The sequence below is a fragment of the Streptomyces sp. NPDC017936 genome (assembly GCF_044328485.1).
Lineage (GTDB): Bacteria > Actinomycetota > Actinomycetes > Streptomycetales > Streptomycetaceae > Streptomyces.
Window position 1 is genome coordinate 7,307 of the sequence record NZ_JBIRHK010000023.1, and the last position, 24,860, is coordinate 32,166.

Annotated in this window: 18 protein-coding genes; 3 read left to right on the forward strand and 15 right to left on the reverse strand. The window is 72.2% G+C overall.

What is annotated here, in order from left to right:
- Nucleotides 1-133: 133 nt before the first annotated feature.
- The 5 genes from cimA to ureA form a co-directional block, all read right to left on the reverse strand.
- Nucleotides 134-1,744 (reverse strand): citramalate synthase, encoded by a 1,611-nt coding sequence (gene cimA / locus ACH4F6_RS35285; protein ID WP_397964470.1) that lies wholly within the window; start codon nt 1,742-1,744, stop codon nt 134-136.
- 351 nt (nt 1,745-2,095) lie between these two features.
- Nucleotides 2,096-2,698, reverse strand: coding sequence for a TetR/AcrR family transcriptional regulator (locus ACH4F6_RS35290; protein WP_397964471.1), 603 nt, complete (start codon nt 2,696-2,698; stop codon nt 2,096-2,098).
- 251 nt (nt 2,699-2,949) lie between these two features.
- On the reverse strand, nt 2,950-3,996 hold the full coding sequence (locus ACH4F6_RS35295; protein WP_397964472.1) for an agmatine/peptidylarginine deiminase: 1,047 nt from the start codon (nt 3,994-3,996) through the stop codon (nt 2,950-2,952).
- A 23-nt stretch (nt 3,997-4,019) separates the two neighbouring features.
- Nucleotides 4,020-5,729: an urease subunit alpha gene (locus ACH4F6_RS35300; protein WP_397964473.1), complete on the reverse strand. Its 1,710-nt coding sequence runs from the start codon at nt 5,727-5,729 to the stop codon at nt 4,020-4,022.
- The gene (gene ureA, locus ACH4F6_RS35305) at nt 5,726-6,430 is read right to left on the reverse strand and encodes an urease subunit gamma (RefSeq protein ID WP_397964474.1); all 705 of its coding nucleotides are present in this window, start codon (nt 6,428-6,430) and stop codon (nt 5,726-5,728) included. Before ureA ends, ACH4F6_RS35300 begins: the two co-directional genes overlap by 4 nt.
- A gap of 146 nt (nt 6,431-6,576) precedes the next feature.
- Here ureA and ACH4F6_RS35310 point away from each other — a divergent pair, with 146 nt between their 5' ends.
- Nucleotides 6,577-8,016 carry a cytosine permease gene (locus ACH4F6_RS35310; protein ID WP_397964475.1) on the forward strand — a complete coding sequence of 480 codons (1,440 nt, stop codon included), beginning with the start codon at nt 6,577-6,579 and terminating at the stop codon, nt 8,014-8,016.
- An 86-nt stretch (nt 8,017-8,102) separates the two neighbouring features.
- Here the strand turns inward: ACH4F6_RS35310 and ACH4F6_RS35315 are convergent, their stop codons facing one another.
- The 3 genes from ACH4F6_RS35315 to ACH4F6_RS35325 all read right to left on the reverse strand — a co-directional run bounded on the left by ACH4F6_RS35315 (nt 8,103) and on the right by ACH4F6_RS35325 (nt 10,860).
- Complete coding sequence (locus ACH4F6_RS35315) at nt 8,103-9,191, reverse strand: branched-chain amino acid aminotransferase (protein WP_397964476.1); 1,089 nt, start codon at nt 9,189-9,191, stop codon at nt 8,103-8,105.
- Nucleotides 9,192-9,457: 266 nt separating this feature from the next.
- On the reverse strand, nt 9,458-10,501 hold the full coding sequence (locus ACH4F6_RS35320; protein WP_397964477.1) for a 3-isopropylmalate dehydrogenase: 1,044 nt from the start codon (nt 10,499-10,501) through the stop codon (nt 9,458-9,460).
- Nucleotides 10,502-10,728: 227 nt separating this feature from the next.
- Complete coding sequence (locus ACH4F6_RS35325; protein ID WP_397964478.1) at nt 10,729-10,860, reverse strand: hypothetical protein; 132 nt, start codon at nt 10,858-10,860, stop codon at nt 10,729-10,731.
- 438 nt (nt 10,861-11,298) lie between these two features.
- Here ACH4F6_RS35325 and ACH4F6_RS35330 point away from each other — a divergent pair, with 438 nt between their 5' ends.
- Entirely contained in the window at nt 11,299-11,505 is a 207-nt protein-coding gene (locus ACH4F6_RS35330) for a DUF5988 family protein (protein WP_397964479.1), read from the forward strand.
- A gap of 155 nt (nt 11,506-11,660) precedes the next feature.
- Here ACH4F6_RS35330 and pruA read toward each other — a convergent pair whose 3' ends face one another.
- The gene (gene pruA / locus ACH4F6_RS35335; protein ID WP_397964480.1) at nt 11,661-13,301 is read right to left on the reverse strand and encodes an L-glutamate gamma-semialdehyde dehydrogenase; all 1,641 of its coding nucleotides are present in this window, start codon (nt 13,299-13,301) and stop codon (nt 11,661-11,663) included.
- A 47-nt stretch (nt 13,302-13,348) separates the two neighbouring features.
- Nucleotides 13,349-14,275, reverse strand: coding sequence for a proline dehydrogenase family protein (locus tag ACH4F6_RS35340; RefSeq protein WP_397964481.1), 927 nt, complete (start codon nt 14,273-14,275; stop codon nt 13,349-13,351).
- 163 nt (nt 14,276-14,438) lie between these two features.
- On the opposite strand from ACH4F6_RS35340, the gene ACH4F6_RS35345 reads away from it, so the two are divergent.
- Nucleotides 14,439-15,632: a PucR family transcriptional regulator gene (locus ACH4F6_RS35345; RefSeq protein WP_397964482.1), complete on the forward strand. Its 1,194-nt coding sequence runs from the start codon at nt 14,439-14,441 to the stop codon at nt 15,630-15,632.
- A 177-nt stretch (nt 15,633-15,809) separates the two neighbouring features.
- Here ACH4F6_RS35345 and serA read toward each other — a convergent pair whose 3' ends face one another.
- From serA to ACH4F6_RS35370, 5 genes are all read right to left on the reverse strand, one after another.
- On the reverse strand, nt 15,810-17,399 hold the full coding sequence (gene serA / locus ACH4F6_RS35350; protein ID WP_397964483.1) for a phosphoglycerate dehydrogenase: 1,590 nt from the start codon (nt 17,397-17,399) through the stop codon (nt 15,810-15,812).
- Nucleotides 17,400-17,698: 299 nt separating this feature from the next.
- On the reverse strand, nt 17,699-18,697 hold the full coding sequence (gene ilvC, locus ACH4F6_RS35355; RefSeq protein WP_397964484.1) for a ketol-acid reductoisomerase: 999 nt from the start codon (nt 18,695-18,697) through the stop codon (nt 17,699-17,701).
- A gap of 141 nt (nt 18,698-18,838) precedes the next feature.
- Nucleotides 18,839-19,363 (reverse strand): acetolactate synthase small subunit, encoded by a 525-nt coding sequence (gene ilvN, locus ACH4F6_RS35360; RefSeq protein WP_397964485.1) that lies wholly within the window; start codon nt 19,361-19,363, stop codon nt 18,839-18,841.
- Between the two features lie 32 nt (nt 19,364-19,395).
- The gene (locus ACH4F6_RS35365) at nt 19,396-21,246 is read right to left on the reverse strand and encodes an acetolactate synthase large subunit (protein ID WP_397964486.1); all 1,851 of its coding nucleotides are present in this window, start codon (nt 21,244-21,246) and stop codon (nt 19,396-19,398) included.
- 243 nt (nt 21,247-21,489) lie between these two features.
- Complete coding sequence (locus ACH4F6_RS35370; protein ID WP_397964487.1) at nt 21,490-24,510, reverse strand: putative bifunctional diguanylate cyclase/phosphodiesterase; 3,021 nt, start codon at nt 24,508-24,510, stop codon at nt 21,490-21,492.
- Nucleotides 24,511-24,860: the final 350 nt, after the last annotated feature.

Here is a 24,860-nt window from a genome sequence, read left to right on the forward strand (position 1 = left end):
GGGGGGGGGGCGGGCGGGGGGGCCCCCCGGGGCCCGGGGGGGGCCCCCCCCCCCCCGGGCCCCCCGCCCCCCGCGGGCGGGGGGGGGGGGGGGGGGGGGGGGGGGGCCCCCCCCCCCCCGCCGCCCGCCGCCGTCACTCCGCCGGCTCCACGCCCGCCCGCAGCAGCCCGTACGTGTAGGCGTCCTCCAGGGCCTGCCAGGACGCGGCGATCACGTTCTCGGCGACGCCGACCGTCGACCACTCGCCCGCACCGTCGGTGGTGGAGATCAGGACGCGGGTCGTGGACTGGGTGCCGTGGACGCCCTCCAGGATGCGGACCTTGTAGTCCACGAGCTCGAGCTGGGCGAGCTGCGGGTAGATCTTCTCCAGGGCGACCCGCAGGGCGCGGTCGAGGGCGTTGACCGGGCCGTTGCCCTCGGCCGTGGCGACGATGCGCTCGCCCTTCGCCCACAGCTTCACGGTGGCCTCGTTGGCGTGGGTGCCGTCGGGGCGGTCCTCGACGATCGCGCGCCAGGACTCGACCTCGAAGTAGCGCAGGGGCCGCCCCTCGGCCTCGGCTCGGAGCAGGAGTTCGAAGCTCGCGTCCGCCGCCTCGTAGGTGTAGCCCTTGAGCTCGCGCTCCTTGACGCGCTCCACCACCCGGCCGACCAGCTCGCGGTCGCCGCCGAGGTCGATGCCCAGCTCCTTGCCCTTGAGCTCGACGGAGGCGCGGCCGGCCATGTCGGAGACCAGCATCCGCATGGTGTTGCCGACCAGCTCGGGGTCGATGTGCTGGTACAGGTCGGGGTCGACCTTGATCGCGGAGGCGTGCAGGCCGGCCTTGTGCGCGAAGGCGGAGACACCGACGTAGGGCTGGTGGGTGGAGGGCGTGAGGTTGACGACCTCGGCGATGGCGTGGGAGATCCGCGTCATCTCCCGCAGGCGGCCGTCGGGCAGCACCTTCTTGCCGTACTTCAGTTCCAGGGCCGCCACGACGGGGAACAGGTTGGCGTTGCCGACCCGCTCGCCGTAGCCGTTCGCCGTGCACTGCACGTGGGTGGCGCCCGCGTCCACGGCGGCCAGCGTGTTGGCCACCGCGCAGCCCGTGTCGTCCTGGGCGTGGATGCCGAGCCGGGCGCCCGTGTCCGCGAGGACGGTCGAGACGACCGCCTGGACCTGGGCCGGGAGCATGCCGCCGTTGGTGTCGCAGAGGATGACGACGTCGGCGCCGGCCTCCGCGGCGGTCCGGACGACCGCCTTGGCGTACTCGGGGTTCGCGCGGTAGCCGTCGAAGAAGTGCTCGCAGTCGACGAAGACCCGGCGGCCCTGCGAGCGGAGGAAGGAAACGGTGTCCCGGACCATCTCCAGGTTCTCGTCGAGCGTGGTGCGCAGGGCCAGCTCGACGTGCCGGTCGTGGGACTTCGCGACCAGGGTGATGACCTCGGCGCCCGAGTCCAGCAGGGCCTTGACCTGCGGATCCTCACAGGCCTTGGCCCCGGCCCGGCGGGTGGCGCCGAAGGCGACCAGCTGGGCGTGCCGGAAGTCGATCTCCTCCCGCGCACGGGCGAAGAACTCCGTGTCGCGGGGGTTGGCGCCGGGCCAGCCGCCCTCGATGAAGCCGACGCCGAAGTCGTCCAGGTGCCGTGCGATCGCGAGCTTGTCGGCGACGGTGAGGTTGATGCCCTCACGCTGGGCGCCGTCCCGCAGGGTCGTGTCGAAGACGTGGAACGAGTCGTCGAGCTCGCTGGTTGCCGTCTCGGTCATGGGTGTCAAGGCTCCTGTTGTGGATCTTCGGTCTTACCGGAATGACCGGCTCCACCGTCCCCCCAATGGTCCCTCGCGCTCTCGCTCCCGGCTGAAGGTGGGCCAGGAAAACGAAAGACCTCTCGCGGGTGCGAGAGGTCTGCGCGCGGGTCGAGGACGACGGTGGCCGCCCGCACCTGGTCGTACGTGGCGGTCACTGCGGACCGGCGCGCCTGCTGCCAATCATCATGGCGAACGAGAGCACGCGGGCATTCTGGCACGAGCCGCCCCCCGCGCTCACCGCCGTCTCAGGATGCGAGCAACGCGGCCGGACCGTGGGACCGCCGGGCGGGGGCCCGCGCCGCCGGGGGCTCAGGTGTCGTCGAGAAGGGCGTCCGCGAGGAACTCCCGGACGTGGCCGAGGACCTGGTCGCGGCCCGTGCCGCGCAGGCCGATCGCCACGTGGATGGAGAAGCCGTCGAGGAGCGCGCGCAGCCGGGCGGCGAAGCGGTCGGGGTCGACCCGGCGGAACTCGCCGCGCGAGACGCCCTCGGCGACCAGCGCCACCAGGTCGCGGTGCCAGGCGCCCTCGATGGCGGCCTGACGGTCGCGGGCGTCCTCGGCGGCGTTCTGTGAGCGGTTCCACACCTCCAGCCAGAGCGACCAGTGCGGGTCGCGGTGTCCGTCGGGCACGTACAGGTCGACGTACGCGTCGAGGCGCTCGCGGGCGGGGGCGGACCGGGTGAGGAGCCGGCCGCGCTCGGCGCCGAGCCGGCCCTCGCTCCACTCCAGGGTCTGCAGGAGCAGTTCGTCCTTGGTGCGGAAGTAGTAGAGGAGGTGTCCGCTGCTCATCCCGACCTCGCGGCCGAGCGCCGCCATGGTGAGCTTCTCCAGTCCGCGCTCGGCGATCATCTCCATGGCGGCGGCGAGGACCTGCTCGCGCGGCGGGGCCGGGGTACGGCGGGGCGTGCTCATACGGCGGTCACGCTCACGGCGCCGGGCGGGACGCGCGTCGCGGACGGCGCCCCGGACGACGGTCCCCCGGACCGCCCGTCCGCCGTGCCGCGAAGGCCTCGCGGCACGGCGGACGGCGCGTGCCGCGGGCCGTCGGGGTTCTTCCGTCCGTCGCGCCCGGGGGGTACGGGCAGCTCGGGCAGCGGGCGCAGCGGTGCGCCGGGACGGCGGCCGCGGGCCGTGCGGAGCAGCAGTACGTTCACCCGTACGTTCTACCCGACCGCCACCCTGGGCTGCTGCTGGGTGATGCAGTGGATGCCGCCGCCGCCCGCGAAGATCGCGCGGGCGTCCACGAGCGTCACCGTCCGCCGGGGGAACAGCCGGCGGAAGATGCCGGCCGCCGTCTCGTCGCGCGGGTCGTCGAAACCGCAGAGCACGACACCGCCGTTGCAGAGGTAGTGGTTGATGTAGGAGTAGTCGGCCCAGTGGCCGTCGGCCTCCAGGACGGTCGGGGCGGGCACCTCGACGACCTCGAGCCGGCGGCCGCGGGCGTCCGTCTGGGAGCGCAGCAGTCCGACGACCTCCCGGGTCACCTCGTGGTCGGGGTGGGCCGGGTCGGGCTGCACGTGGGCCACGACCACACCGGGGCGGGCGAACGCGGCGACGATGTCCACGTGTCCGAGGGTGCCGTAGCCGTGGGGCGGGTAGTCGCCGGTCAGGCCGCGCGGCAGCCAGACGGCCTTGCTGGTGCCGAGCTGCGCGTGGATCTCCGCCTCGACCTCCGCGCGGGTCCAGTGCGGATTGCGCTCGGGGCCGAGCTGGACCGTCTCGGTCAGCAGGACGGTGCCCTCGCCGTCGACGTGGATGCCCCCGCCCTCGTTCACCAGTCGCGAGGAGTACGTGCGTGCCCCCGCGAGGTCCGAGACGTACGCGGCGATCTTCGCGTCGTGTTCCCAGCGGGCCCAGTCCTGGGCACCCCAGCCGTTGAACGTCCAGTCGACGGCCGCGAGTTCCCGCCCGTTCGTCAGGAAGGTGGGGCCGATGTCCCGCATCCAGGCGTCGTCCAGTTCGCGTTCGACGGTGTCGACGTCCTCGCCCAGCAGGGCGCGGGCCTCGGCCGACCGGCCGGGGCCGCACACCACCGTCACCGGCTCGAACCGGCGGACCGCGCGGGCGACCGACGCCCAGGCGGCCCGGGCGTCGGCGAGCGCGCCGGGGTCGTCGAAGGTCGGGTTCGGCCCCGGCCACGCCATCCAGGTGCGCTCGTGCGGGGCCCACTCGGCGGGCATGCGGAAGCCGTCGGCGGCAGCCTTGTTCATCGGGGATCCTTCATCGGGGGTCCTTAGAGGAAGTACAGGCGGTTGAGGGAGACCGACTCGGCCGGCGCGGAGCGCAGGGGTTCGCCGTCGAGGGTGACCAGACCGGTGCGCGCGTCGACGTCGACCGCGCCGGTGCGGGAGTTCAGGCGCAGGTCGGCCGGGCCGATGCCGCGGGTGCCCCGCACCGCGACCCTGCGGCGGCGGGTCGGCAGGGTGTCCCGGCCCTGCTCCAGGGCGGCCCGCGCCACGAAGGCGACGGAGAGGTCGGCGGGGGTGGCGCCGTGGGCGCCGAACTGCGGCCCCAGGACCAGGGGTTCGCAGGTGTCCGTCGCCGCGCCCGGGTCGCCGACCACGCCGTGGGCGGGGAACCCGGCCTTGAGGACGAGCTGCGGTTTGGCGCCGAAGTACTCCGGCCGCCACAGCACGATGTCGGCGAGCTTGCCGACCTCGATCGAGCCGACCTCGTGCGCGAGGCCGTGGGCGATCGCGGGGTTGATGGTCAGCTTGGCCATGTACCGCAGGACGCGCTCGTTGTCGTGCTCCTCCGGCGCGCCGAACTCGGCCTTCATCTTCCCCGCCATCGCGAACGTACGGCGGACCGTCTCGCCCGCCCGGCCCATGCCCTGCGCGTCGGAGGAGGTGATGCCGATCGCGCCCAGGTCGTGCAGGACGTCCTCGGCGCCCATGGTCCCGGCGCGGATGCGGTCGCGGGCCATGGCGGCGTCGCCGGGCAGGTCGGTCTTGAGGTCGTGGACGGAGACGATCATGCCGTAGTGCTCGGCGACGGCGTCCCGGCCGAAGGGCAGGGTGGGGTTGGTGGAGGAGCCGATCACGTTCGGGACGCCCGCCATCTTCAGGACGTTCGGCACGTGGCCGCCGCCGCAGCCCTCGATGTGGAAGGCGTGGATGGTGCGGCCCTCCAGCACCCGCAGGGTGTCCTCGACGGAGAGGCACTCGTTCAGGCCGTCGCTGTGCAGGGCGACCTGGACGTCGTGCTCCTCGGCGACGCGCAGGGCGGTGTCCAGCGCCCGGGTGTGGGCGCCCATGTCCTCGTGCACCTTGAAGCCGGACGCACCGCCCTCGGCCAGCGCCTCGACCAGCGGGGCGTGGTGGGACGACGAACCGCGTCCCAGGAAGCCGATGTTGACCGGCCAGGCGTCGAACGCCGCGAAGGCGTGGCGCAGCGCCCAGGGCGAGTTGACGCCGACGCCCCACACCGGGCCGAACTCCTGCCCGATGATCGTGGTGACGCCGGAGGCGAGGGACGCCTCCATGATCCGCGGGGACAGCAGATGGACATGGGTGTCGACGGCCCCGGCGGTGGCGATCAGGCCCTCGCCGGAGACGATCGAGGTACCGGTGCCGACGACGACGTCCACCCCGTCGAGGGTGTCGGGGTTCCCGGCCCGCCCGATGGAGCAGATCCGGCCCTCCCTGATCCCGATGGACACCTTGCGGACGCCCTGCACGGCGTCGATCACGACGACGTTGCTGATGACGACGTCACAGGTGTCGCGCACGGCGGCGGCCTTGAGGTGCAGTCCGTCGCGGGCGGTCTTGCCGAAGCCGGCCAGGAACTCGTCGCCGTACGCCTGCGCGTCGGACTCGACCCGGACCGTCAGCCCCGAGTCGCCGAGCCGGAGCCGGTCGCCGGCGCGCGGGCCGTGCGTGGCCGCGTACTCGTGCGGGGTGAGGCGGCGGGCCTCGGCCGGGTGTCCTCCGGGGCGGCTCATCGGTCGGCCTCCTGATCGGGTGTGGCCGCCGCGCCCAGGTAGCCGCAGGCGGCGGCGCGGCGCAGCGCCTCCTCGCGGGCGCCGGGCGCGTCGAGCGGACCGTCGACGAGTCCGGCGAAGCCGACGGCGACGCGGGCGCCGCCGATCGGCAGGAGCCCGACCTCGACGCTCTCCCCCGGCCCGAAGCGCACGGACGACCCGGCGGGCACGGCGAGCCGCATGCCGTAGGCCGCCGCACGGTCGAAGTCGAGGCGCGGGTTGGTCTCGAAGAAGTGGAAGTGGGAGGTGACGGAGACCGGCACGGTCGCGGTGTTGGTGACCGTCAGCCGCAGTGCCGGCTCGGGGTCGGCGTGGGCGGGTCCCGGCAGCAGGGCGCCCGGGGCGCGGTCGGCGAGGCCGCCGCCGATCGGGTCGGAGACGACCGCCAGCCGGGATCCGTCGTCGAAGACGGCCTCGACGTGCACCTCGGTCACGACGTCCGCGACGCCCGGCAGCACGTCGTCGGGACCGAGGACGGAGCGGGCGGCCTCGACGGCCTCGGCGAGGCGGCGGCCGTCGCGGGCGGCCTCGCAGACGGTGTCCGCGATGAGGGCGGTCGCCTCGGGGACGTTCAGCCGCAGGCCCCGGGCCCGGCGGGCACGGGCCAGTTCGGCCGCCCCGAAGAGCAGCAGCCGGTCACGTTCCGTGGGGGTGAGTCTCATGACGCGGGCACCTCCTTGCCTCCCACATGTTAGAGCAACACTCTAAACACCGGATTCATTCGACGGAAACATTGACGAGCGAGCTTTGCGAACGTCACATTGAGCGTCGCTCTAACAATCAGGCGGCCGATCGAAGGAGACCTGCCATGCCGAGGGAACGGCGCGGAGTCGACACCATCCCCGAGGAGGAGCGCACCAGCGGCCCCCGGGATCTCGTCTCGATCCTGCTGGGCTCGAACCTCTGTCTCGGAGTGATCGTCTTCGGCTGGCTGCCCCCGTCCTTCGGGCTCGACTGGTGGTCCTCGGTCACCTCGGTCGTCGCGGGCACCCTCGTCGGCATCGCCCTCACCGCACCGCTGGCCCTGATCTCCCTGCGCACGGCGACCAACCTGTCGACGTCCTCCGGCGCGCAGTTCGGGGTGCGCGGCCGGCTGGTCGGCTCGGTGGTCGGACTGCTGCTCGCCCTCGGCTACACCGCGCTGACGGTGTGGATCGGCGGCGACGTGATGGTCGGCGTCCTCGGCCGGCTGGCCGGACTGCCCGCGAACGGACTGTCCTACGGCGTGATCTACGGGCTGCTCGCCGCGGCCACGGTGGCCGGCGCGGTCTACGGCTACCGCGTGCTGCTCGCGATGTCCCGCGTCCTCGCCATCGGCATGACCGCCCTGCTCGTCCTGGGCGTGATCGCGTACGCCCCGCGCTTCACCACCGAGGCGCTGCCGGAGGCCGGCGGCTATCTGCTGGACGGCTACTGGCCGACCTGGCTGCTGGCGGCGGTGGCGGCCGGGCTGTCCGGACCCATCGCCTTCATCACGCTCCTCGGCGACTACACCCGCTACGTCTCACCGGTCCGGCACTCCGACCGGCGGGTCCTGCACGCCACCTGGCTCGGTCTGCTCCTGGGTCTGCTGGTGCCGCAGCTCTTCGGCACCTTCACCGCGTACGCGGCCGGCGCGGCCCTCGACTACGCGGGTCCGCTGGTGGACGCCGCCCCCGTCTGGTACCTGGTCCCCCTGCTGCTGGCCGCATCGGCCGGCTCGGTGGGCAACGCGGGGCTGATGCTCTACTCGATGGGCCTCGACCTGGACGCGATCCTGCCGCGCGCCTCCCGCGCCGCGGCCACCCACACGGTCGCCGTCGTCGCCACGGCCTGCGTCTTCGCGGGCCACTACGCGTCGACCGCGCAGGACGCGATGACGTCGTTCGTGCTGCTGCTGACGGCGATCGGGACGCCCTGGGCGGTCATCACCCTCATCGGCTTCGTCCGGTGCGGCGGGATCTACGACGCCGAGGCCCTCCAGGTCTTCAACCGCCGCGCCCGGGGCGGGATCTACTGGTACCGGGGCGGCTGGAACCTCCCGGCCACCGTGGCCTGGGCGGCGGGCGCGGTCGTGGGCGTGCTCGCCGTGTCCCTGCCGTCGTACGAGGGGCCGCTGCTGTCCCTGACCGGCGGGGTGGACTGCAGCTTCCTGCTGTCGGGGGCGGTCGGAGGCGCCGTGTACCTCGCTTCGAGCCGGGGTCCGGCGCCGGTGCGGGACGACGCGGCGGCCGCGCCGAAGACGCCGCGGGCCTCGACGGTGTCGTAGGCGCCGGTCCGCACGACGCGGAGGCCCGCCCCGGGGAACGGGGCGGGCCTCCGCGTCGGCGCCGGGCGCCGGCCCGGCCGCGGACGTCAGGCCAGCTCGTGCATCCAGCCGTGCTTGTCCTCGACCGTGCCGCGCTGGATGTCCAGCAGGGCCTGACGGAGCCTGAGGGTGACCTCGCCGGGCTCGCCGCCCGACTGCTTCCACTCGGTGCCGGCCCGCTTGACCGTGCCGACCGGGGTGATGACGGCGGCGGTGCCGCAGGCGAAGACCTCGGTGAGGGTGCCGTTCTCGGAGTCGTCCTGCCACTGCTCGACGGAGACACGTCCCTCCTCCGCCTCGTAGCCGAGGTCGCGGGCGACGGTGAGGAGGGAGTCACGGGTGACGCCCTCCAGGATGGAGCCGCTGAGGGACGGCGTGACGATCTTGTTGCCGTACACGAAGTACAGGTTCATGCCGCCCAGTTCCTCGACCCACTTGTGGTCCACGGCGTCGAGGTAGCAGACCTGGTCGCAGCCCTTGGCGGCGGCCTCGGCCTGGGCGAGGAGGGAGGCCGCGTAGTTGCCGCCCGTCTTGGCGTCGCCCATGCCGCCGGGGACGGCGCGGACGCGGTCCTCCGAGACCCAGATGGAGACCGGCTTCACGCCACCGGGGAAGTAGGCGCCGGCCGGGGAGGCGATCACCAGGAAGAGGTACTCGTTGGCGGGCTTCACGCCCAGGCCGACCTCGGTCGCGATCATGAAGGGGCGCAGGTAGAGGGACTCCTCACCGCCGTGGGCCGGCACCCACGCCTTGTCCTGCCGGACCAGGGCGTCGCACGCCTCGATGAAGGTCTCCACCGGCAGCTCGGGCATGGCGAGGCGGCGGGCGGAACGCTGGAAGCGCTTGGCGTTCTGGTCCGGGCGGAAGGTGGCGACCGAGCCGTCGGGGCGGCGGTAGGCCTTGAGGCCCTCGAAGATCTCCTGCGCGTAGTGCAGGACGTTGGTCGCCGGGTCGAGGGGGATCGGCGCGTACGGAACGAGCTGTCCGTCGTGCCAGCCGCGGCCCTCGGTCCACTTGATCGTCACCATGTGGTCGGTGAAGTGGCGGCCGAACCCCGGGTGGGCCAGGATCGCCTCGCGCTCGGCGTCGGAGAGCGGACTGGCGGAGGGCTTGAGCTCGATCGTGGGCGTCGTCATGAGTAGTTGTCCTTCACCGTTGTGTAGTGACGGGCCGCTTCACTCCCGCACGGCCGGTGGCCAGTGCTAGGACGTCCGAGCATTCCCTCATTCCGCGGCTCCGCGTTCGATTATCTCGCGTGCGGCGCGGCGGCAGAAAACGGGGTGAATGCGGCCCGGGGTCGATGGTGGCACCCGGCAACCGCATACGAGAAGCCGCCGGGTGCGGATGCGACCCGGCGGCTTCGAATGATCTTCGGGAGATCGGGGGGTTCGAGTGGCGCGGGTCAGCCGGCTACTCGTACGGCGAGCGCGTCGCCGATCTCCGAGGTGGAGCGGGCGGGCTTGCCGGTGCGCTCCGCGAGGTCGACCGAGACGGCCTCGTCGATGCGGGCGGCCTCGGCCTCGTAGCCGAGGTGGCGCAGGAGGAGGGCGACGGACAGGACCGTGGCGGTGGGGTCGGCCTTGCCCTGGCCGGCGATGTCCGGGGCCGAGCCGTGGACCGGCTCGAACATGGACGGGAACGCTCCGGACGGGTTGATGTTGCCGGAGGCCGCGACGCCGATGCCGCCGGAGACGGCCGCCGCGAGGTCGGTGATGATGTCGCCGAAGAGGTTGTCGGTGACGATCACATCGAAGCGCTCGGGCTGGGTGACCAGGTAGATGGTCGCCGCGTCGACGTGCATGTACTCGGTGGTGACCTCGGGGAACTCCTCGGCCACCTTGTTGAAGACGTTCGTCCACAGGTGACCCGCGAAGGTCAGCACGTTGTTCTTGTGGATCAGCGCGAGCTTCTTGCGGGGGCGGGCCTGGGCGCGGGCGAAGGCGTCCCGGACCACGCGCTCGACGCCGAAGGCCGTGTTCACGGAGACCTCGGTGGCGACCTCGTGCTCGGTGCCCTTGCGGATGGTGCCGCCGTTGCCGGTGTAGGGGCCCTCGGTGCCCTCGCGGACCACGACGAAGTCGATCTGCGGCTCGCCGGCGAGCGGGGTGGCCACGCCGGGCAGCAGCTTGCTCGGGCGCAGGTTGACGTGGTGGTCGAAGGCGAAGCGGAGCTTGAGCAGGAAGCCGCGCTCCAGGACGCCGGACGGGACCGACGGGTCGCCGATGGCGCCGAGCAGGATGGCGTCGTGCCGCTTGAGCGCCTCGAGGTCGGCGTCGGTGAGGGTCTCACCGGTGGCGTGGTAGCGCTTGGCTCCGAAGTCGTACTCCTCGGTCTCCAGCTTCACATCCTGCGGAAGGACGGCGGAGAGGACCTTCAGACCTTCGGCCACGACCTCCTGGCCGATGCCGTCACCGGGGATCACTGCGAGATTGATGCTGCGAGACATGCCCGGCACCCTACTCCTCGTCCCAGGGGATGACACGGCACGTCCGCCATACGGACATCCGGCGTGGCTCGGCCGGGCCGCGCCCTCCGGTCGGCCGAGACGGACACCGGGCGCCGACCGTCGCGAGGTGCGGCGCGGAGCCCGAGGTCCCGCTCGAGACTCCGCGCCGCGCCCCGTGCGGGTGCGGCTCCCGGATCACAGGGGCGGCCCGGTGGGCCGGCGGGGGCTCAGTGGCCGGTCTCGCCGCCGTTGTCGCGGCGGTCGAGGGCGCGCTGGAGGGCGGCTGCGGCGTTCTTGCGGTCGGACTCGCCGGTGCGGGACACGTGGCGGACTCGGCGGCGGACGGTCGTCTCGGCCATGGGGAATCGACTCCTTCGGCAGGCCAGGGAGCGGCAAGGGGGTGCGAGACGCCGGAAGGGGCGGGGAGCTGCGGTGCCGCAGGGATTGCCTGCACGGGCTCCGGCTCACGACCGCCATTCGCTGGGTCGAGCGAGACGTTCGGCTCCTACAAAACTAAGCGAGGAGCGCGCGCCTGTCTCCACAATTACTCGGACTTCCTACTATCTGAGACGGCGCACGGGGTCGTACGGCGCTGAGCTGCGGTTTCACGGATGAGCGTGGTTCCCGGACGGGGCCCGGACGGCGGCGGTGACGGCGAGGAGGCGCTCCGGCCCGTTCCCCGGGGCGGGGACGGGGGAAGGCGCCGGCGCGGCGGCCGCCCGCCCCTTGATCGCCCACCTGACTGATCCTCCCCGCCGCACGTGACATCGGATCGCCGTCACGGGAACGGTGAGGTCATGAAAGACACGGCCAAAGCGTTTCTCGAGGGCGGCCCGCAGGACCTGCCCGAACGGATCGTCCCGGTCCCGGCCCCCGGCGACGACGTCAAGATCGAGCTCCGGAACGGCTACGAGCACTTCCGGGCCACGGACCGTCACTCGGACACGCCGGAGGGCAGGCTGCCGGTGTACGAGTGGTGGGAGCGGACGGAGATGCCCGGCTGACGCCCTCCGCGGCACGCCGGCGCCGGCGCCTCCCCGAAGCCCTGGGTTCACCGGGCCGGGCGGGGACGTCCCGCCGGCGGGCGCCGTGCCGGCCGCCGCCCGGACAGCCGGACGGGCCAGGTCGCGAAGACCTGGCCCGTCCGGTGCGCGGGGCGTCAGCCCATGTGCGGGTAGGTGTAGTCGGTCGGCGGGACCAGCGTCTCCTTGATGGCGCGGGTCAGGGTCCAGCGCGTCAGGTTCTGCGGCGCGCCGGCCTTGTCGTTGGTGCCGGAGGCGCGGCCGCCGCCGAAGGGCTGCTGGCCGACGACGGCGCCGGTCGACTTGTCGTTGATGTAGAAGTTGCCGGCCGCGTAGCGCAGCTTCTCCATCGTGTACGCGGCGGCGGCGCGGTCGTTCGCGACGACCGAGCCGGTGAGCGCGTAGTCGGACACCGACTCCATCTGGGTCAGCATCTCGTCGTACTTGTCGGCCGAGCTGTCGTCGTACACGTGCACGGCGAGGATCGGGCCGAAGTACTCGGTGGTGAACACCTCGTTCTCCGGGTCGGTGCACTCGATGACGGTCGGGCGGACGAAGTAACCGACCGAGTCGTCGTAGGAGCCGCCGGCGACGATCGTGCAGGACGGGTCGGCCTTGGCGCGGTCGATGGCGGCCTTGTTCTTGGCGAAGGACCGCTCGTCGATGACGGCGCCGATGAAGTTCGACAGGTCGGTGACGTCACCCATGGTGATGTAGTCGACCTCGGCGGCGAACTCCTCCTTGAACCCGTCGTTCCAGATGGACGCCGGGATGTAGGCGCGGGAGGTCGCGGAGCACTTCTGGCCCTGGTACTCGAAGGCGCCGCGGGTCAGGGCGGTCTTCAGGACGGCGCGGTCGGCGCTCGGGTGGGCGACGACGAAGTCCTTGCCGCCGGTCTCGCCGACCAGACGCGGGTAGGCGCGGTACTTCTCGATGTTGTTGCCGACCGTCTTCCACAGGTACTGGAAGGTCTTGGTCGAGCCGGTGAAGTGGATGCCGGCGAGGTCGCGGTGGTTCAGGGCGACCTCGGAGACCTCGATGCCGTCACCGGTGACGAGGTTGATGACGCCCTTGGGCAGGCCCGCCTCCTCCAGGAGCTGCATGAGCAGCACGGCGGCGTGGGTCTGCGTCGGGGACGGCTTCCACACGACGACGTTGCCCATGAGGGCCGGGGCCGTCGGCAGGTTGCCCGCGATCGCCGTGAAGTTGAACGGCGTGATCGCGTAGACGAAGCCCTCCAGCGGGCGGTGGTCCAGGCGGTTCCAGACGCCCGGGGAGTTCGCCGGGGGCTGCTCGGCCAGGATCTGGCGGGCGTAGTGGACGTTGAAGCGCCAGAAGTCGACGAGCTCGCACGGGGTGTCGATCTCGGCCTGCTGGGCGGTCTTGGACTGGCCGAGCATGGTGGAGGCGGCCAGCGTCTCGCGCCAGGGGCCGGCCAGCAGCTCGGCGGCGCGCAGGATGATCGCGGCGCGGTCGTCGAAGGACATGGCGCGCCAGGCCGGCGCGGCGGCGAGGGCCGCGTCGATGGCGTCCTGGGCGTCCTGCCGGGTGGCGTTGCGGTAGGTGCCGAGGACGGCCTGGTGGTTGTGCGGCTGGACCACCTTGAACTCGTCGCCGCCGCCCATGCGCCGCTCGCCGCCGATGGTGCAGGGCAGGTCGACCGGGTTGTCGGCCAGCTCCTTGAGCTTCGCCTCCAGACGGGCGCGCTCGGGCGAACCGGGGGCGTAGCCGTGCACCGGCTCGTTGACGGGGGTGGGGACCTGGGTCACAGCGTCCATGGGTTCCGTAACTCCTTAGTGAGCGGTGTTGCGAGCTTGGGTGGTGCTCAGCCCTTGCTGACCATCGAGCGCAGGAAGAAGCGCAGGTTCGCCGGCTTCTCCGCGAGGCGCCGCATGAAGTAGCCGTACCAGTCGGTGCCGTACGCGGTGTAGACGCGCATGCGGTGGCCCTCGGCGGCCAGCCGCAGGTGCTCGTCGCCGCGGATGCCGTACAGCATCTGGAACTCGTACTCGTCGAGCTTGCGTCCGGCCTGGTGGGCCAGCTCCTGGGCGATGGAGATCAGACGCGGGTCGTGCGACCCGACCATCGGGTACCCCTCGCCCTCCATCAGCGTCCGCAGGATGCGGACGTACGCCTTGTCGATCTCGTGCTTCTGCTGCAGGGCGACCTCGGCGGGCTCCTTGTAGGCGCCCTTCACGAGCCGCACGCGGCTGCCGTTCGCGGCGAGGCGGCGGGCGTCGGCCTCGGTGCGGAAGAGGTAGGCCTGGATGACGCAGCCGGTCTGCGGGAAGTCCTTCCGCAGCTCGTCGTGGATGGCGAACATCGAGTCGAGGGTGGTGTGGTCCTCGGCGTCCAGGGTGACGGTGGTGCCGATGGCGGCGGCGGCCTCGACGACCGGGCGGACGTTGGCGAGGGCCAGCTCGTGGCCGCCCTCCAGCGCCTGGCCGAACATGGACAGCTTGACGGACATCTCGACCTTCTCGCCCAGCTCCAGCCCCTCGAGCCGGCCGATCAGCTCCAGGTAGGCGTCCCGGGCGGCGGTGGCCTGCTCGGGGGTGGTGATGTCCTCGCCGACGACGTCCATCGTCAGCTCCAGGCCCTTGTCCGTGAGCTCCTTGACGATCGGCACGATGTCGCCGACGGTCTCGCCCGGGATGAAGCGGTCGACGACCTGCTTGGTCACCGGGGCCGCCGAGATCAGGCGTCGCATCCGGTCGCTGCGCGACGCGGCGAGAATCACGGGACCCAGCACGGGGCACCTCCACATACCTACCCATACGAGGCCGCTGCCCGACGATCCGGGAACGGCACGGAGAACCACCGTGAAAGGTAGGGATTTCTCCGATCGTCTGCCATCGACAGCTGTCACGCATCCGCGCGGCAGATCTCAGACAGATGTATGAAGGGTCCTCGGATTGCGGGAGAATGCCCGAGTGCCATCGGACCACAAGGGTGACTACCAGGAGCTCGTCGACGAGATCTCGGAGCTGCTGGGCGCCCCCGCGACCCTGGAGAACCGCGACTTCGAGCTGATCGCCTTCGGCGCCTACGACAGCGAGGACGAGCTCGACGCCTCCGCCCTGGACCCGGTGCGTACCCGCTCGATCCTGACCCGGCGCTCCACGGCCGCGGTCCGGGCCTGGTTCGAGGGCTTCGGCATCACCCGGGCGACCGGCCCGGTCCGCATCCCCCCGACCCCGGAGGCGGGCGTGTACCGGGGGCGCGTCTGCCTCCCGGTGCGCCATCGGGGCGTGGTCATCGGCTACGTCTGGCTGCTGGACGGCGACCCGGGCCCCTCGGACGCCCAGCTGGCGGCGGCGATGGAGGTGGCGGGCCGGATCGGCGCCCTGCTCGCCGACGAGGCGCAGCACGGCGCCGACCTGACCCGGGAACTGCGGGCGGTGCTGACCGCGGAGGGGGGCTGGCAGCGGGACATGGCGGTGGCGGAGCTGCGCACCGCGCTCGGCGCCCGCGCGGACGCCCCCCACACGGTGGTGTGCGTGGCCCCCTGGCCGTCGGCCGACCCGGACGACGCGCCCTCGCTGCGCACCCTGCCGGGGGCGGAGGCCCTGTGCACGGTGCCGTGGGGCACGACCGCCCAGTCGCTGGCGCTGCTGGTGCGGCTGCGGTCGACGGACGCGCCGGGACCGGCCGCCTCGGCGGCGGGGCGGCTGCTGGAGCGGGCGGGCGGCGACCGGGTGGCCGCCGCCGGGATCGCCGCCGCGCGGGCCGGCCTCTCGGAGCTGGGCACGGCCTGGCAGGAGGCGTCCGCGTCGGCGCGGGCGGCGCGGGCGGAGAGCCGCCTCGGGCCCGTCGCCCACTGGTCGTCGATCGGCCCGTACCGCCTGCTGGCCTTCCTGCCCCCGAAGACCGTCCACGACCCGGCCGTACGGCCCTTGCTGACCCCGGCGCACCGGGAGCTTGCCCGGACCGCGGAGGTCTACCTCGACCGCGCGGGGCAGGCCGGCCGCGCCGCCGCCGAACTGGGCATCCACCGCCAGACGCTCTACTACCGCCTGGCACGGGTGGAGCAGCTGACGGGCCTGGACCTGGACGACGGCGAGGACCGGCTGCTGCTCCACATGGCCCTCAAGGCGCATCGCCTCTGAGACCCGTTCGCCTCCGGGGCGCCGCCGGGCCGCGGGGTCCGGAACCCACCGCGGTCCGAGGGGGCCCGCGGCACGGAACCCGTACGACGGAGAACGCCGGGCGGGCCGGGACTCCCGGCCCGCCCGGCGCTCCAGGACGGGACGGCGACCGCGGCGGCGGTCACCGGGGACGAACGGTCAGACCAGGTTCACCGCGCGGGCCGACGTCGCGCCGATCTCCGCCGCGAGCTCGCCCAGCACGCCGGCGGACACCGTGTCGTCCACCGTGAGGACGGCCAGCGCCTCGCCGCCGGCCGCCGCACGGGCGACCTGCATGCCGGCGATGTTGATCCCGGCCTCGCCCAGGATGCGGCCGACCGTGCCGACGACACCCGGACGGTCCTCGTACCGCAGCACGACCATGTGGTCGGCGAGCGCGAGGTCGACGTCGTAGTCGCCGACCGCGACGATCTTCTGGAGGTGCTTCGGGCCGGCCAGCGTGCCGGAGACCGACACCTCCTCGCCGCTGCCGAGCGTGCCGCGCACGGTGACGACGTTGCGGTGGTCGGCCGACTCCGAGCTGGTGGTCAGCCGCACCTCGACGCCGCGCTCCTGGGCGAACAGCGGGGCGTTGACGTACGACACCGTCTCGTCGACGACGTCCTCGAAGACGCCCTTGAGGGCGGACAGCTCCAGCACCTTCACGTCGTGCTGGGTGATCTCGCCGTAGACCTCGACGTCGAGGCGGACCGCGACCTCGCCCGCGAGCGCGGTGAAGATGCGGCCGAGGCGCTCGGCGAGCGGCAGGCCCGGCTTGACGTCCTCGGCGATGACGCCGCCCTGGACGTTCACCGCGTCCGGCACCAGCTCGCCGGCGAGCGCGAGGCGCACCGACTTGGCGACGGCGATGCCGGCCTTCTCCTGCGCCTCGTCCGTGGAGGCGCCGAGGTGCGGGGTGGCGACGACCTGGTCGAACTCGAACAGCGGCGAGTCCGTGCACGGCTCCTTGGCGTACACGTCGAGACCGGCGCCGGCGACCCGGCCCTCCTTGAGGGCGGAGTACAGCGCCTCCTCGTCGACGATGCCGCCGCGGGCCGCGTTGACGATCCGCACGCCCGGCTTGACCTTACGCAGCGCCTCGTCGCCGATGAGGCCGACCGTCTCGGGGGTCTTGGGCAGGTGGACGGTGATGAAGTCGGAGACCTCGAGCAGCTCGTCCAGCGACAGGACCTTGACGCCCATCTGGGCGGCGCGCGCGGGCTGCACGTAGGGGTCGTAGGCGACGACCTTCATGCCGAAGCCCGACATGCGCTGGGCGACCAGCGCGCCGATGCGGCCGAGCCCGACGACGCCGAGGGTCTTCTCGGCGAGCTCCACGCCCGTGTACTTGCTGCGCTTCCACTCGCCGTTCTTCAGCGCGGCGTTGGCCTGCGGGATGTGCCGGGCGGTGGCGAGGATCAGACCGCAGGCCAGTTCGGCGGCGGTCACGATGTTCGAGGTGGGGGCGTTGACGACCATCACGCCGGCCTTGGTGGCGGCGGAGACGTCGACGTTGTCCAGGCCGACGCCGGCTCGCGCGACGACCTTCAGCTTGCGCGCGGCGGCGATCGCCTCGGCGTCGACCTTGGTGGCCGAGCGGATCAGGATGGCGTCGACGTCGGCGATGGCCGGGAGCAGCTCGGCTCGGTCCGCTCCGTTGCAGTGGCGGATCTCGAAGTCCGGGCCCAGCGCGTCCACGGTCGCGGGCGACAGCTCTTCAGCGATGAGTACGACAGGTTTCGAGCTCACGTGAGTCCTCACAAATCTGGGGGCACCTCCCATGCCCTCAATGGCTATGGGGGCGCATGCGGACGGCCGTCCCGACGGCCGCAGGCGGAGGAGGGGCTAGCCGCGTGGAAGACGCACGACGCTGTGGGCCTGACGCGTATGTAGTGCAGCAGTGTAGTGGTGCGGCAAAGGTCGTCATGCGCCTCTGCGGAAGGATCACCCGTCCGTGGCTGGACGAGCTGGACAACACCGTCACCTACGACGTTACCCAAGGTTCGCCAAAGGGGCCGGAGCAGCGCGCTCCGGCCCCGGCGTGAGGCTTACGCCTCCTCGTCGACCCAGCTCATCAGCTTGCGGAGCTGCTTGCCGGTGGTCTCCAGCAGGTGCTCGGAGTCCTGGCTCTTGTACTCGTTGTACTTCTTCAGACCGCCGTGGTACTCGTCCATCCACTGCTGGGCGAAGGTGCCGTCCTGGATCTCGGCGAGGACCTTCTTCATCTCGGCCTTGGTGGCGTCGGTGATGATGCGCGGGCCGGTGACGTAGTCGCCCCACTCGGCGGTCTCGGAGATGGACCAGCGCATCTTCTCCAGGCCGCCCTCGTACATGAGGTCCACGATCAGCTTCAGCTCGTGCAGGCACTCGAAGTAGGCGATCTCCGGCTGGTAGCCGGCCTCGGTCAGGGTCTCGAAGCCCGCCTTGACCAGCGCGGCCGTGCCACCGCACAGGACGGCCTGCTCGCCGAACAGGTCGGTCTCGGTCTCCTCGGTGAAGGTCGTCTTGATGACGCCGGCGCGGGTGCCGCCGATGCCCTTGGCGTACGACAGGGCGAGCGCGAAGGCGTCGCCGGAGGCGTCCTGCTCGACGGCGGCGATGCAGGGAACGCCGCGGCCCTCCTCGTACTGACGGCGGACCAGGTGGCCCGGGCCCTTCGGGGCGACCATGCAGACGTCCACGCCGGCCGGGGGCTTGATGAAGCCGAAGCGGATGTTGAAGCCGTGGCCGAAGAACAGCGCGTCGCCGTCCTTCAGGTTCGGGGCGATGGACTCCTCGTAGACCTGGGCCTGGATCGGGTCCGGCACCAGGATCATGATGACGTCGGCCTCGGCGGCGGCCTCGGACGGCGTCACCACGCGCAGGCCCTGCTCCTCGGCCTTGGCCTTGGACTTCGAGCCCTCGTGCAGACCGACCCGCACGTCGACACCCGAGTCACGCAGCGACAGGGCGTGGGCGTGGCCCTGACTGCCGTAGCCGATGACCGCGACCTTGCGGCCCTGGATGATGGACAGGTCGGCGTCAGCGTCGTAGAACAGCTCGGCCACTTTGGGTTCTCTCCTTGGGTGCAGGTGTTGCGTCCCACCGTATGACGGTGGGCGGAAGGGAAGTCTGGGGGTCTCGGAATGCGGGCGGCCGACGGCGCGCCGACCGCCCGTTCCCGGTTGCGGATGAATCCGGTACGTGTCCTACGCCGACCGGTCGAGTGCGCGCAGCGACCGGTCCGTGATCGAACGGGCGCCGCGGCCGATCGCGATCGTGCCGGACTGGACCAGCTCCTTGATGCCGTACGGTTCCAGCATCTTGAGCATGGCGGACAGCTTGTCGCTGCTGCCGGTGGCCTCGACGGTCACGGCCTCCGGGGAGACGTCCACGGTCTTGGCGCGGAAGAGCTGGACGATCTCGACGATCTGGGAGCGCGTCTCGTTGTCGGCGCGCACCTTCACCAGGACGAGTTCACGGTGGACGGCCTGGGAGGGCTCCAGCTCGACGATCTTCAGCACCTCGACGAGCTTGTTGAGCTGCTTGGTGACCTGCTCCAGCGGCAGGGCGTCGACGCTCACCACGATGGTGATGCGGGAGATGTCGGGGTGCTCGGTGACACCGACGGCGAGCGAGTCGATGTTGAAGCCGCGGCGGGAGAACAGGGCGGCGATCCGGGCCAGGATGCCCGGCTTGTTCTCCACCAGGACGGAGAGCGTGTGCTTGGACATGGTCGTGTACGTCTCTCTCTTGCGTCTCTCGCTCAGTCGTCTTCGTTGTCGCCGAAGTCGGGGCGGACGTCCCGGGCGGCCATGATCTCGTCGTTGGAGGTGCCGGCGGCGACCATCGGCCACACCATGGCGTCCTCGTGCACGATGAAGTCGATGACGACGGGGCGGTCGTTGACGGAGTTCGCCTCTTCGATGACCTTGTCGAGGTCGGCCGGGTCCTCGCAGCGGATCGCGTAGCAGCCCATGGCCTCCGACAGCTTCACGAAGTCGGGGACGCGGGTGCCCCGGGCCTCGGGGTTGACGTCCTGCGGGCCGGAGTGCAGCACGGTGTTGGAGTACCGCTGGTTGTAGAAGAGGGTCTGCCACTGGCGGACCATCCCGAGGGCGCCGTTGTTGATGATCGCGACCTTGATCGGGATGTTGTTCAGGGCGCAGGTGGTGAGTTCCTGATTGGTCATCTGGAAGCAGCCGTCGCCGTCGATCGCCCAGACCGTCTTCGACGGGGCCCCCGCCTTGGCGCCCATCGCGGCCGGGACCGCGTAGCCCATCGTCCCGGCGCCGCCGGAGTTCAGCCAGGTGGCGGGCGTGTCGTACTGGATGAAGTGGGCGGCCCACATCTGGTGCTGGCCGACGCCCGCGGCGAAGATCGTCCCCTCGGGGGCGAGCTGCCCGATGCGCTCGATGACCTGCTGGGGGGAGAGCGAGCCGTCCTGCGGCTGGTCGTAGCCGAGCGGGTACGTCTCGCGCCAGCGGTCGAGGTCCTTCCACCAGGCGCTGTAGTCGCCCCGATTGCCCTCGCTGTGCTCCTTCTGGACGGCCTGGATCAGGTCGGCGACGACCTCGCGCGCGTCCCCGACGATCGGCACGTCGGCGGCGCGGTTCTTGCCGATCTCCGCCGGGTCGATGTCCGCGTGGACGATCTTGGCGTACGGGGCGAAGCTGTCCAGCTTGCCGGTGACGCGGTCGTCGAAGCGGGCGCCGAGCGCGACGATCAGGTCGGCCTTCTGCAGACCGGTGACGGCGGCCACCGAGCCGTGCATGCCCGGCATGCCCAGGTGCTGCGGGTGGCTGTCGGGGAAGGCCCCCAGCGCCATCAGCGTGGTGGTGACGGGCGCGCCGGTCAGCTCGGCGAGGACCTTCAGCTCGGCGGTGGCGCCGGCCTTCAGGACGCCGCCGCCGACGTAGAGGATCGGCCGCTTGGCGGCGGTGATCAGCTTGGCGGCCTCGCGGATCTGCTTGGCGTGCGGCTTGGTGACGGGCCGGTAGCCGGGCAGGTCCATGGTGGGCGGCCAGGAGAAGGTGGTCTTCGCCTGGAGGGCGTCCTTGGCGATGTCGACCAGGACCGGGCCGGGACGGCCGGTGGAGGCGATGTGGAACGCCTGCGCGATCACCCGCGGGATGTCCTCGGCCTTGGTGACCAGGAAGTTGTGCTTGGTGACCGGCATGGTGATGCCGACGATGTCCGCCTCCTGGAAGGCGTCCGTGCCGATCGCCGAGGAGGCGACCTGGCCGGTGATCGCGACCAGCGGGACGGAGTCCATGTGCGCGTCGGCGATCGGGGTGACCAGGTTGGTGGCGCCGGGGCCGGAGGTCGCCATGCAGACGCCGACCTTGCCGGTGGCCTGCGCGTAGCCGGTGGCCGCGTGGCCGGCGCCCTGCTCGTGACGGACCAGGACGTGGCGCACCCGCGTCGAGTCCATCATCGGGTCGTAGGCGGGAAGGATCGCACCGCCGGGAATGCCGAATACCGTGTCGGCGCCGACCTCCTCGAGAGAGCGGATGAGGGACTGCGCACCCGTGACGTGCTCGACGGGAGCGGAGTGCTGTCCTCCGGATCGGGGCCGCGGCTGCGGATGATGGGCCCCGGTGGCCTGCTCGGTCATCGGCATTCTCTTCTCGATGCTGAGGGTTTTTGCGAGTTTTGTACGGCGTTCAACTGCTGCGCGGCAGGTGCCCGTGCAACAAAAAACCCCTCGTGCCCAGGGGCAAGCGAGGGGAGCGCGTCGGTGAGGTCGCTGGGATTTCCGGATCGTCCTCCGGTGGGTCCCAGCTCAGCCGACGCGCTGTCCAAGTACGAGAATTCGGGTGCGCATGGCATTGACCCTCCCCCCGTCAAGCCCCCACTGTCAAGTGGGTGGGACGGGGGTCTCATTATGTGAGCGGAGGGCCGTGCCGCCGCCCAGGCTTCCGCCTCCCAGGACCGCCGGGACGCCACCGGTGTACACCCCGGCGCCGCCGCCCGCGAACGCGGGCTCGGCGGACCCGTGCGGCACCGGACAGTGGCCGCGGGCGAGCGTCCGGCGCAGCCGGTACTCGTCGAGCGGCCCGGAGAACGCCATGCCCTGCCCGTGCGTGCAGCCCATCGCGCGCAGCGCGACGATCTGCTCGGGCAGGTCCACGCCCTCGGCCACGGACTGGAGCCCGAGGTCGCCGGCGATCCGCAGCAGCCCGCTGGTGATCTTGTGCAGTCGCGCGGACTCCACGACGCCCTCCACCAGACCGTGGTCCAGTTTCAGCACGTCGACGGGGAGCCGGCGCAGTGCCGTTATGGCCACGCAGCCGCCGCCGAAGCCGTCGAGGGCGATCCGGACGCCGAGCCTGCGCAGGGAACCCAGACGGCGTTCCAGTTCGTCCAGCGAGACGTCCGGCTCTATGTCCGACAGCTCGACCACGAGCGACCCGGACGGCAGCCCGTGCCGGGTCAGCAGGGCCTCGACCGACCCGGGCGGCATCGCACGGTCCAGCAGACGCCGGGCGCCCACCCGGACCACCACCGGCACGTTCAGCCCGCTCGCGGCACGGTCGGCGGCCTGCTCGACGGCCTTCTCCAGCGTCCAGCGGGCCAGCTCGGCGGCCCGGTCGCCGCCCTCGGCCACCCGCAGGAACTCCTCGGGCGTGAAGAGCACTCCCTGGGAGGACCGCCAGCGGGCGTGGGCGGCGACCGACGAGATCCGGCCGTCCTCCAGCCGCACCACCGGCTGGTGCAGCAGCGCGAACTCGCCCTCGTGCAGCGCGGCGCGCAGCCGCGTGGCCAGCGCCGCCTTCCGTACGACGTCCTGCTGCATCTGCGGCCTGTACAGCTCGACCCGGCCCTTGCCGCCCGCCTTGGCGCGGTACATCGCGAGGTCGGCGTTGCGCAGCAGCTCGCCGGCCCCGAGCCCTGGTTCGGCGAAGGCGACGCCGATGGACGCGGCGACCCGCACCTCGTTGCCGTCGATGAGGTACGGCTGGGAGAGCGTGATCCTGAGGCGGTCGGCGAGCTCCAGGATGTGCCGCTGCCGGGCGCCGCGGTCACGGGTGCCGTCACCCACGATCAGGGCCGCGAACTCGTCGCCGCCCAGCCGGGAGGCGGTGTCGCCCTGCCGGACCGCGTCCTGGAGCCTGCGGGCGGCCTGGACGAGCAGCTCGTCCCCGGCCTGGTGGCCGATGGTGTCGTTGACCGCCTTGAAGCCGTCGAGGTCGATGAAGAGGACGGCCGTGTTGCGCAGGGCGGTGCCCCGGTCGGAGCTGCGGCGGCCGGACAGCGCCTGCTGGACGCGCCGGGTGAACAGGGCGCGGTTGGGCAGGTCGGTCAGCGGGTCGTGCTCGGCGTTGTGCTGGAGCTGCGCCTGCAGGCGCACCCGTTCGGTCACGTCCCGGCTGTTGAAGATCAGGCCGCCGTGATGACGGTTGACGGTCGACTCGACGTTGAGCCAGCCGCCGCGGCCGGAGCGGAACCGGCACTCGATGCGCGTGGTGGGCTCCTCCTTGGGACTGGCGGCGAGGAAGCGGCGCACCTCGTGCACCACGCAGCCGAGGTCCTCGGGGTGGATCATGTGGGCCAGTTCCGTGCCCACCAGTTCCTCGGCCGGCCGCCCGTAGACGCCGGCGGCGGCCGGGGAGACGTAGCGCAGGACGCCGCTGGGGGCGGCGATCATGATGACGTCGCTGGAGCCCTGCACCAGGGAGCGGAAGTGCTTCTCCTGCTGCGCCAGTTCCTGGGTGAGGGCGATGTTGTCGAGCAGCATGATCGCCTGCCGGACCACGAGGGCGAGCACCACGGCGCCGCCGGTCAGCAGCACCACGCGGTCGACGCTGTGGCCGTCGAGGACGTTGTAGAGGATCCCCAGGGTGCAGACGGCGGCGGCGAGGTACGGCGTGAGGGCGGCGAGGGAGCCGGTGATGGGCCGGGTGCCCGGGTACCGGCCGGGGTCGCCGCCCGGTGCGGGCGGCCGCGCCTGCGGGTGGCCGGGCCTGCTCTGCCCGGGCACGTGCTCGTGCACCACGCGCGTGTGCCCGTCGTCGTCCTGCCCCTGCCGCCGGCCCGCGGCCCAGGGGGCGTACGCCAGCAGCAGCGATCCGGCGAACCAGCCGGCGTCGAGGAGCTGGCCGGAGCGGTAGGTGTGGTGCAGCAGCGGCGAGGTGAACAGGGCGTCGCACACCACGGTCAGCGCCAGGGCGCCGACGGCGGTGTTGACCGCCGTGCGGTTGACCGAGGAGCGCCGGAAGTGCAGCACCAGCACCATGCTCACCAGGGCGATGTCGAGCAGCGGGTACGCCAGCGTCAGCGCCGCGTGGGTCACGCTCGGCCCGCCGGTCTGCGCGGCCTGCGCGAGCGCCAGGCTCCAGGAGAGGGTGAGCAGCGAACCCGCGATCAGCCAGGCGTCCAGCGCCAGGCAGACCCAGCCCGCCTTCGTCACCGGCCGGGCGGCGAGCACCAGCAGCCCCACGATCGCGGGCGGCGCGAAGCACAGGAAGAACAGGTCGGCGTAGCTGGGGCTGGGCACGGGGCGGTCCAGGACGACCTCGTACCACCCCCAGACCACGTTGCCCAGGGCCGCCATCGCCGAGGAGATCCCGAACAGCAGCCAGGCGGGGCGGAAGCGGACGCGGCGGCCTCGCGCGTAGAGGAAACAGGACACGGCGGCGGCGCCCGCCGCCGCCGCGAGCCCGAAGTCGCCCATGACGAGCGCGAGTCGGTCCGAGCCCCAGCCGAGCGCGGAGCCGACGGCGTAGCCCGCGCACAGCAGGGCCAGCACCAACTGGCGGACGGTGCTCCTCGATCCGGGGCCGTCGGCGGCCGGCGGCCCGGTCAGCGGTGTCCCCGTCGCGGGCTGCGCCCGCAGCGCCCCGTCGAGGAGGGTCGTGGTGGTCGACGGCGAGCTCACCGGAGCCACCCGGCCCGCGCCGCTTCGCCGTCCCGCCGGTGCCGGGGCGCCGGCTGGGCGTGCCTCCCGCGGCCGGCGTGCCCGCGGTGGTGGCGGTTGTGCCGACTGCCGTGGCCGGGGCCCCGTCTGCTCGTGGCCGTGCAACAGGGTCGCCGGCGGCGGCTCCGCCGCGTCGGATCGCTCGTCCATAGGCTGTGCATCGCCCGTCGCCCCCCTCACAGTCTGACATGTCCGTCCCCGGCGCCGAACGGTGCGCGGCGCAGCCCCTGTCGGGACGATACACCAGTCTCGTCACTCAGGGACATAGTTCCTCTACGCTCCGTGACGATCACCGGCGGCGCGCGCACGGA

Bases quoted from the DNA above. Each gene is read 5' to 3' on its own strand.
- ACH4F6_RS35300 (WP_397964473.1), bottom strand. From the start codon at position 5,729: ATGAGCCGCCCCGGAGGACACCCGGCCGAGGCCCGCCGCCTCACCCCG.
- ACH4F6_RS35315 (WP_397964476.1), bottom strand. From the start codon at position 9,191: ATGACGACGCCCACGATCGAGCTCAAGCCCTCCGCCAGTCCGCTCTCC.
- cimA (WP_397964470.1), bottom strand. From the start codon at position 1,744: ATGACCGAGACGGCAACCAGCGAGCTCGACGACTCGTTCCACGTCTTC.
- ACH4F6_RS35325 (WP_397964478.1), bottom strand. From the start codon at position 10,860: ATGGCCGAGACGACCGTCCGCCGCCGAGTCCGCCACGTGTCCCGCACC.
- ilvN (WP_397964485.1), bottom strand. From the start codon at position 19,363: ATGTCCAAGCACACGCTCTCCGTCCTGGTGGAGAACAAGCCGGGCATC.
- ACH4F6_RS35310 (WP_397964475.1), top strand. From the start codon at position 6,577: ATGCCGAGGGAACGGCGCGGAGTCGACACCATCCCCGAGGAGGAGCGC.
- ACH4F6_RS35320 (WP_397964477.1), bottom strand. From the start codon at position 10,501: ATGTCTCGCAGCATCAATCTCGCAGTGATCCCCGGTGACGGCATCGGC.
- ACH4F6_RS35330 (WP_397964479.1), top strand. From the start codon at position 11,299: ATGAAAGACACGGCCAAAGCGTTTCTCGAGGGCGGCCCGCAGGACCTG.
- ACH4F6_RS35295 (WP_397964472.1), bottom strand. From the start codon at position 3,996: ATGAACAAGGCTGCCGCCGACGGCTTCCGCATGCCCGCCGAGTGGGCC.
- ureA (WP_397964474.1), bottom strand. From the start codon at position 6,430: ATGAGACTCACCCCCACGGAACGTGACCGGCTGCTGCTCTTCGGGGCG.
- ACH4F6_RS35365 (WP_397964486.1), bottom strand. From the start codon at position 21,246: ATGACCGAGCAGGCCACCGGGGCCCATCATCCGCAGCCGCGGCCCCGA.
- ACH4F6_RS35290 (WP_397964471.1), bottom strand. From the start codon at position 2,698: ATGAGCACGCCCCGCCGTACCCCGGCCCCGCCGCGCGAGCAGGTCCTC.
- pruA (WP_397964480.1), bottom strand. From the start codon at position 13,301: ATGGACGCTGTGACCCAGGTCCCCACCCCCGTCAACGAGCCGGTGCAC.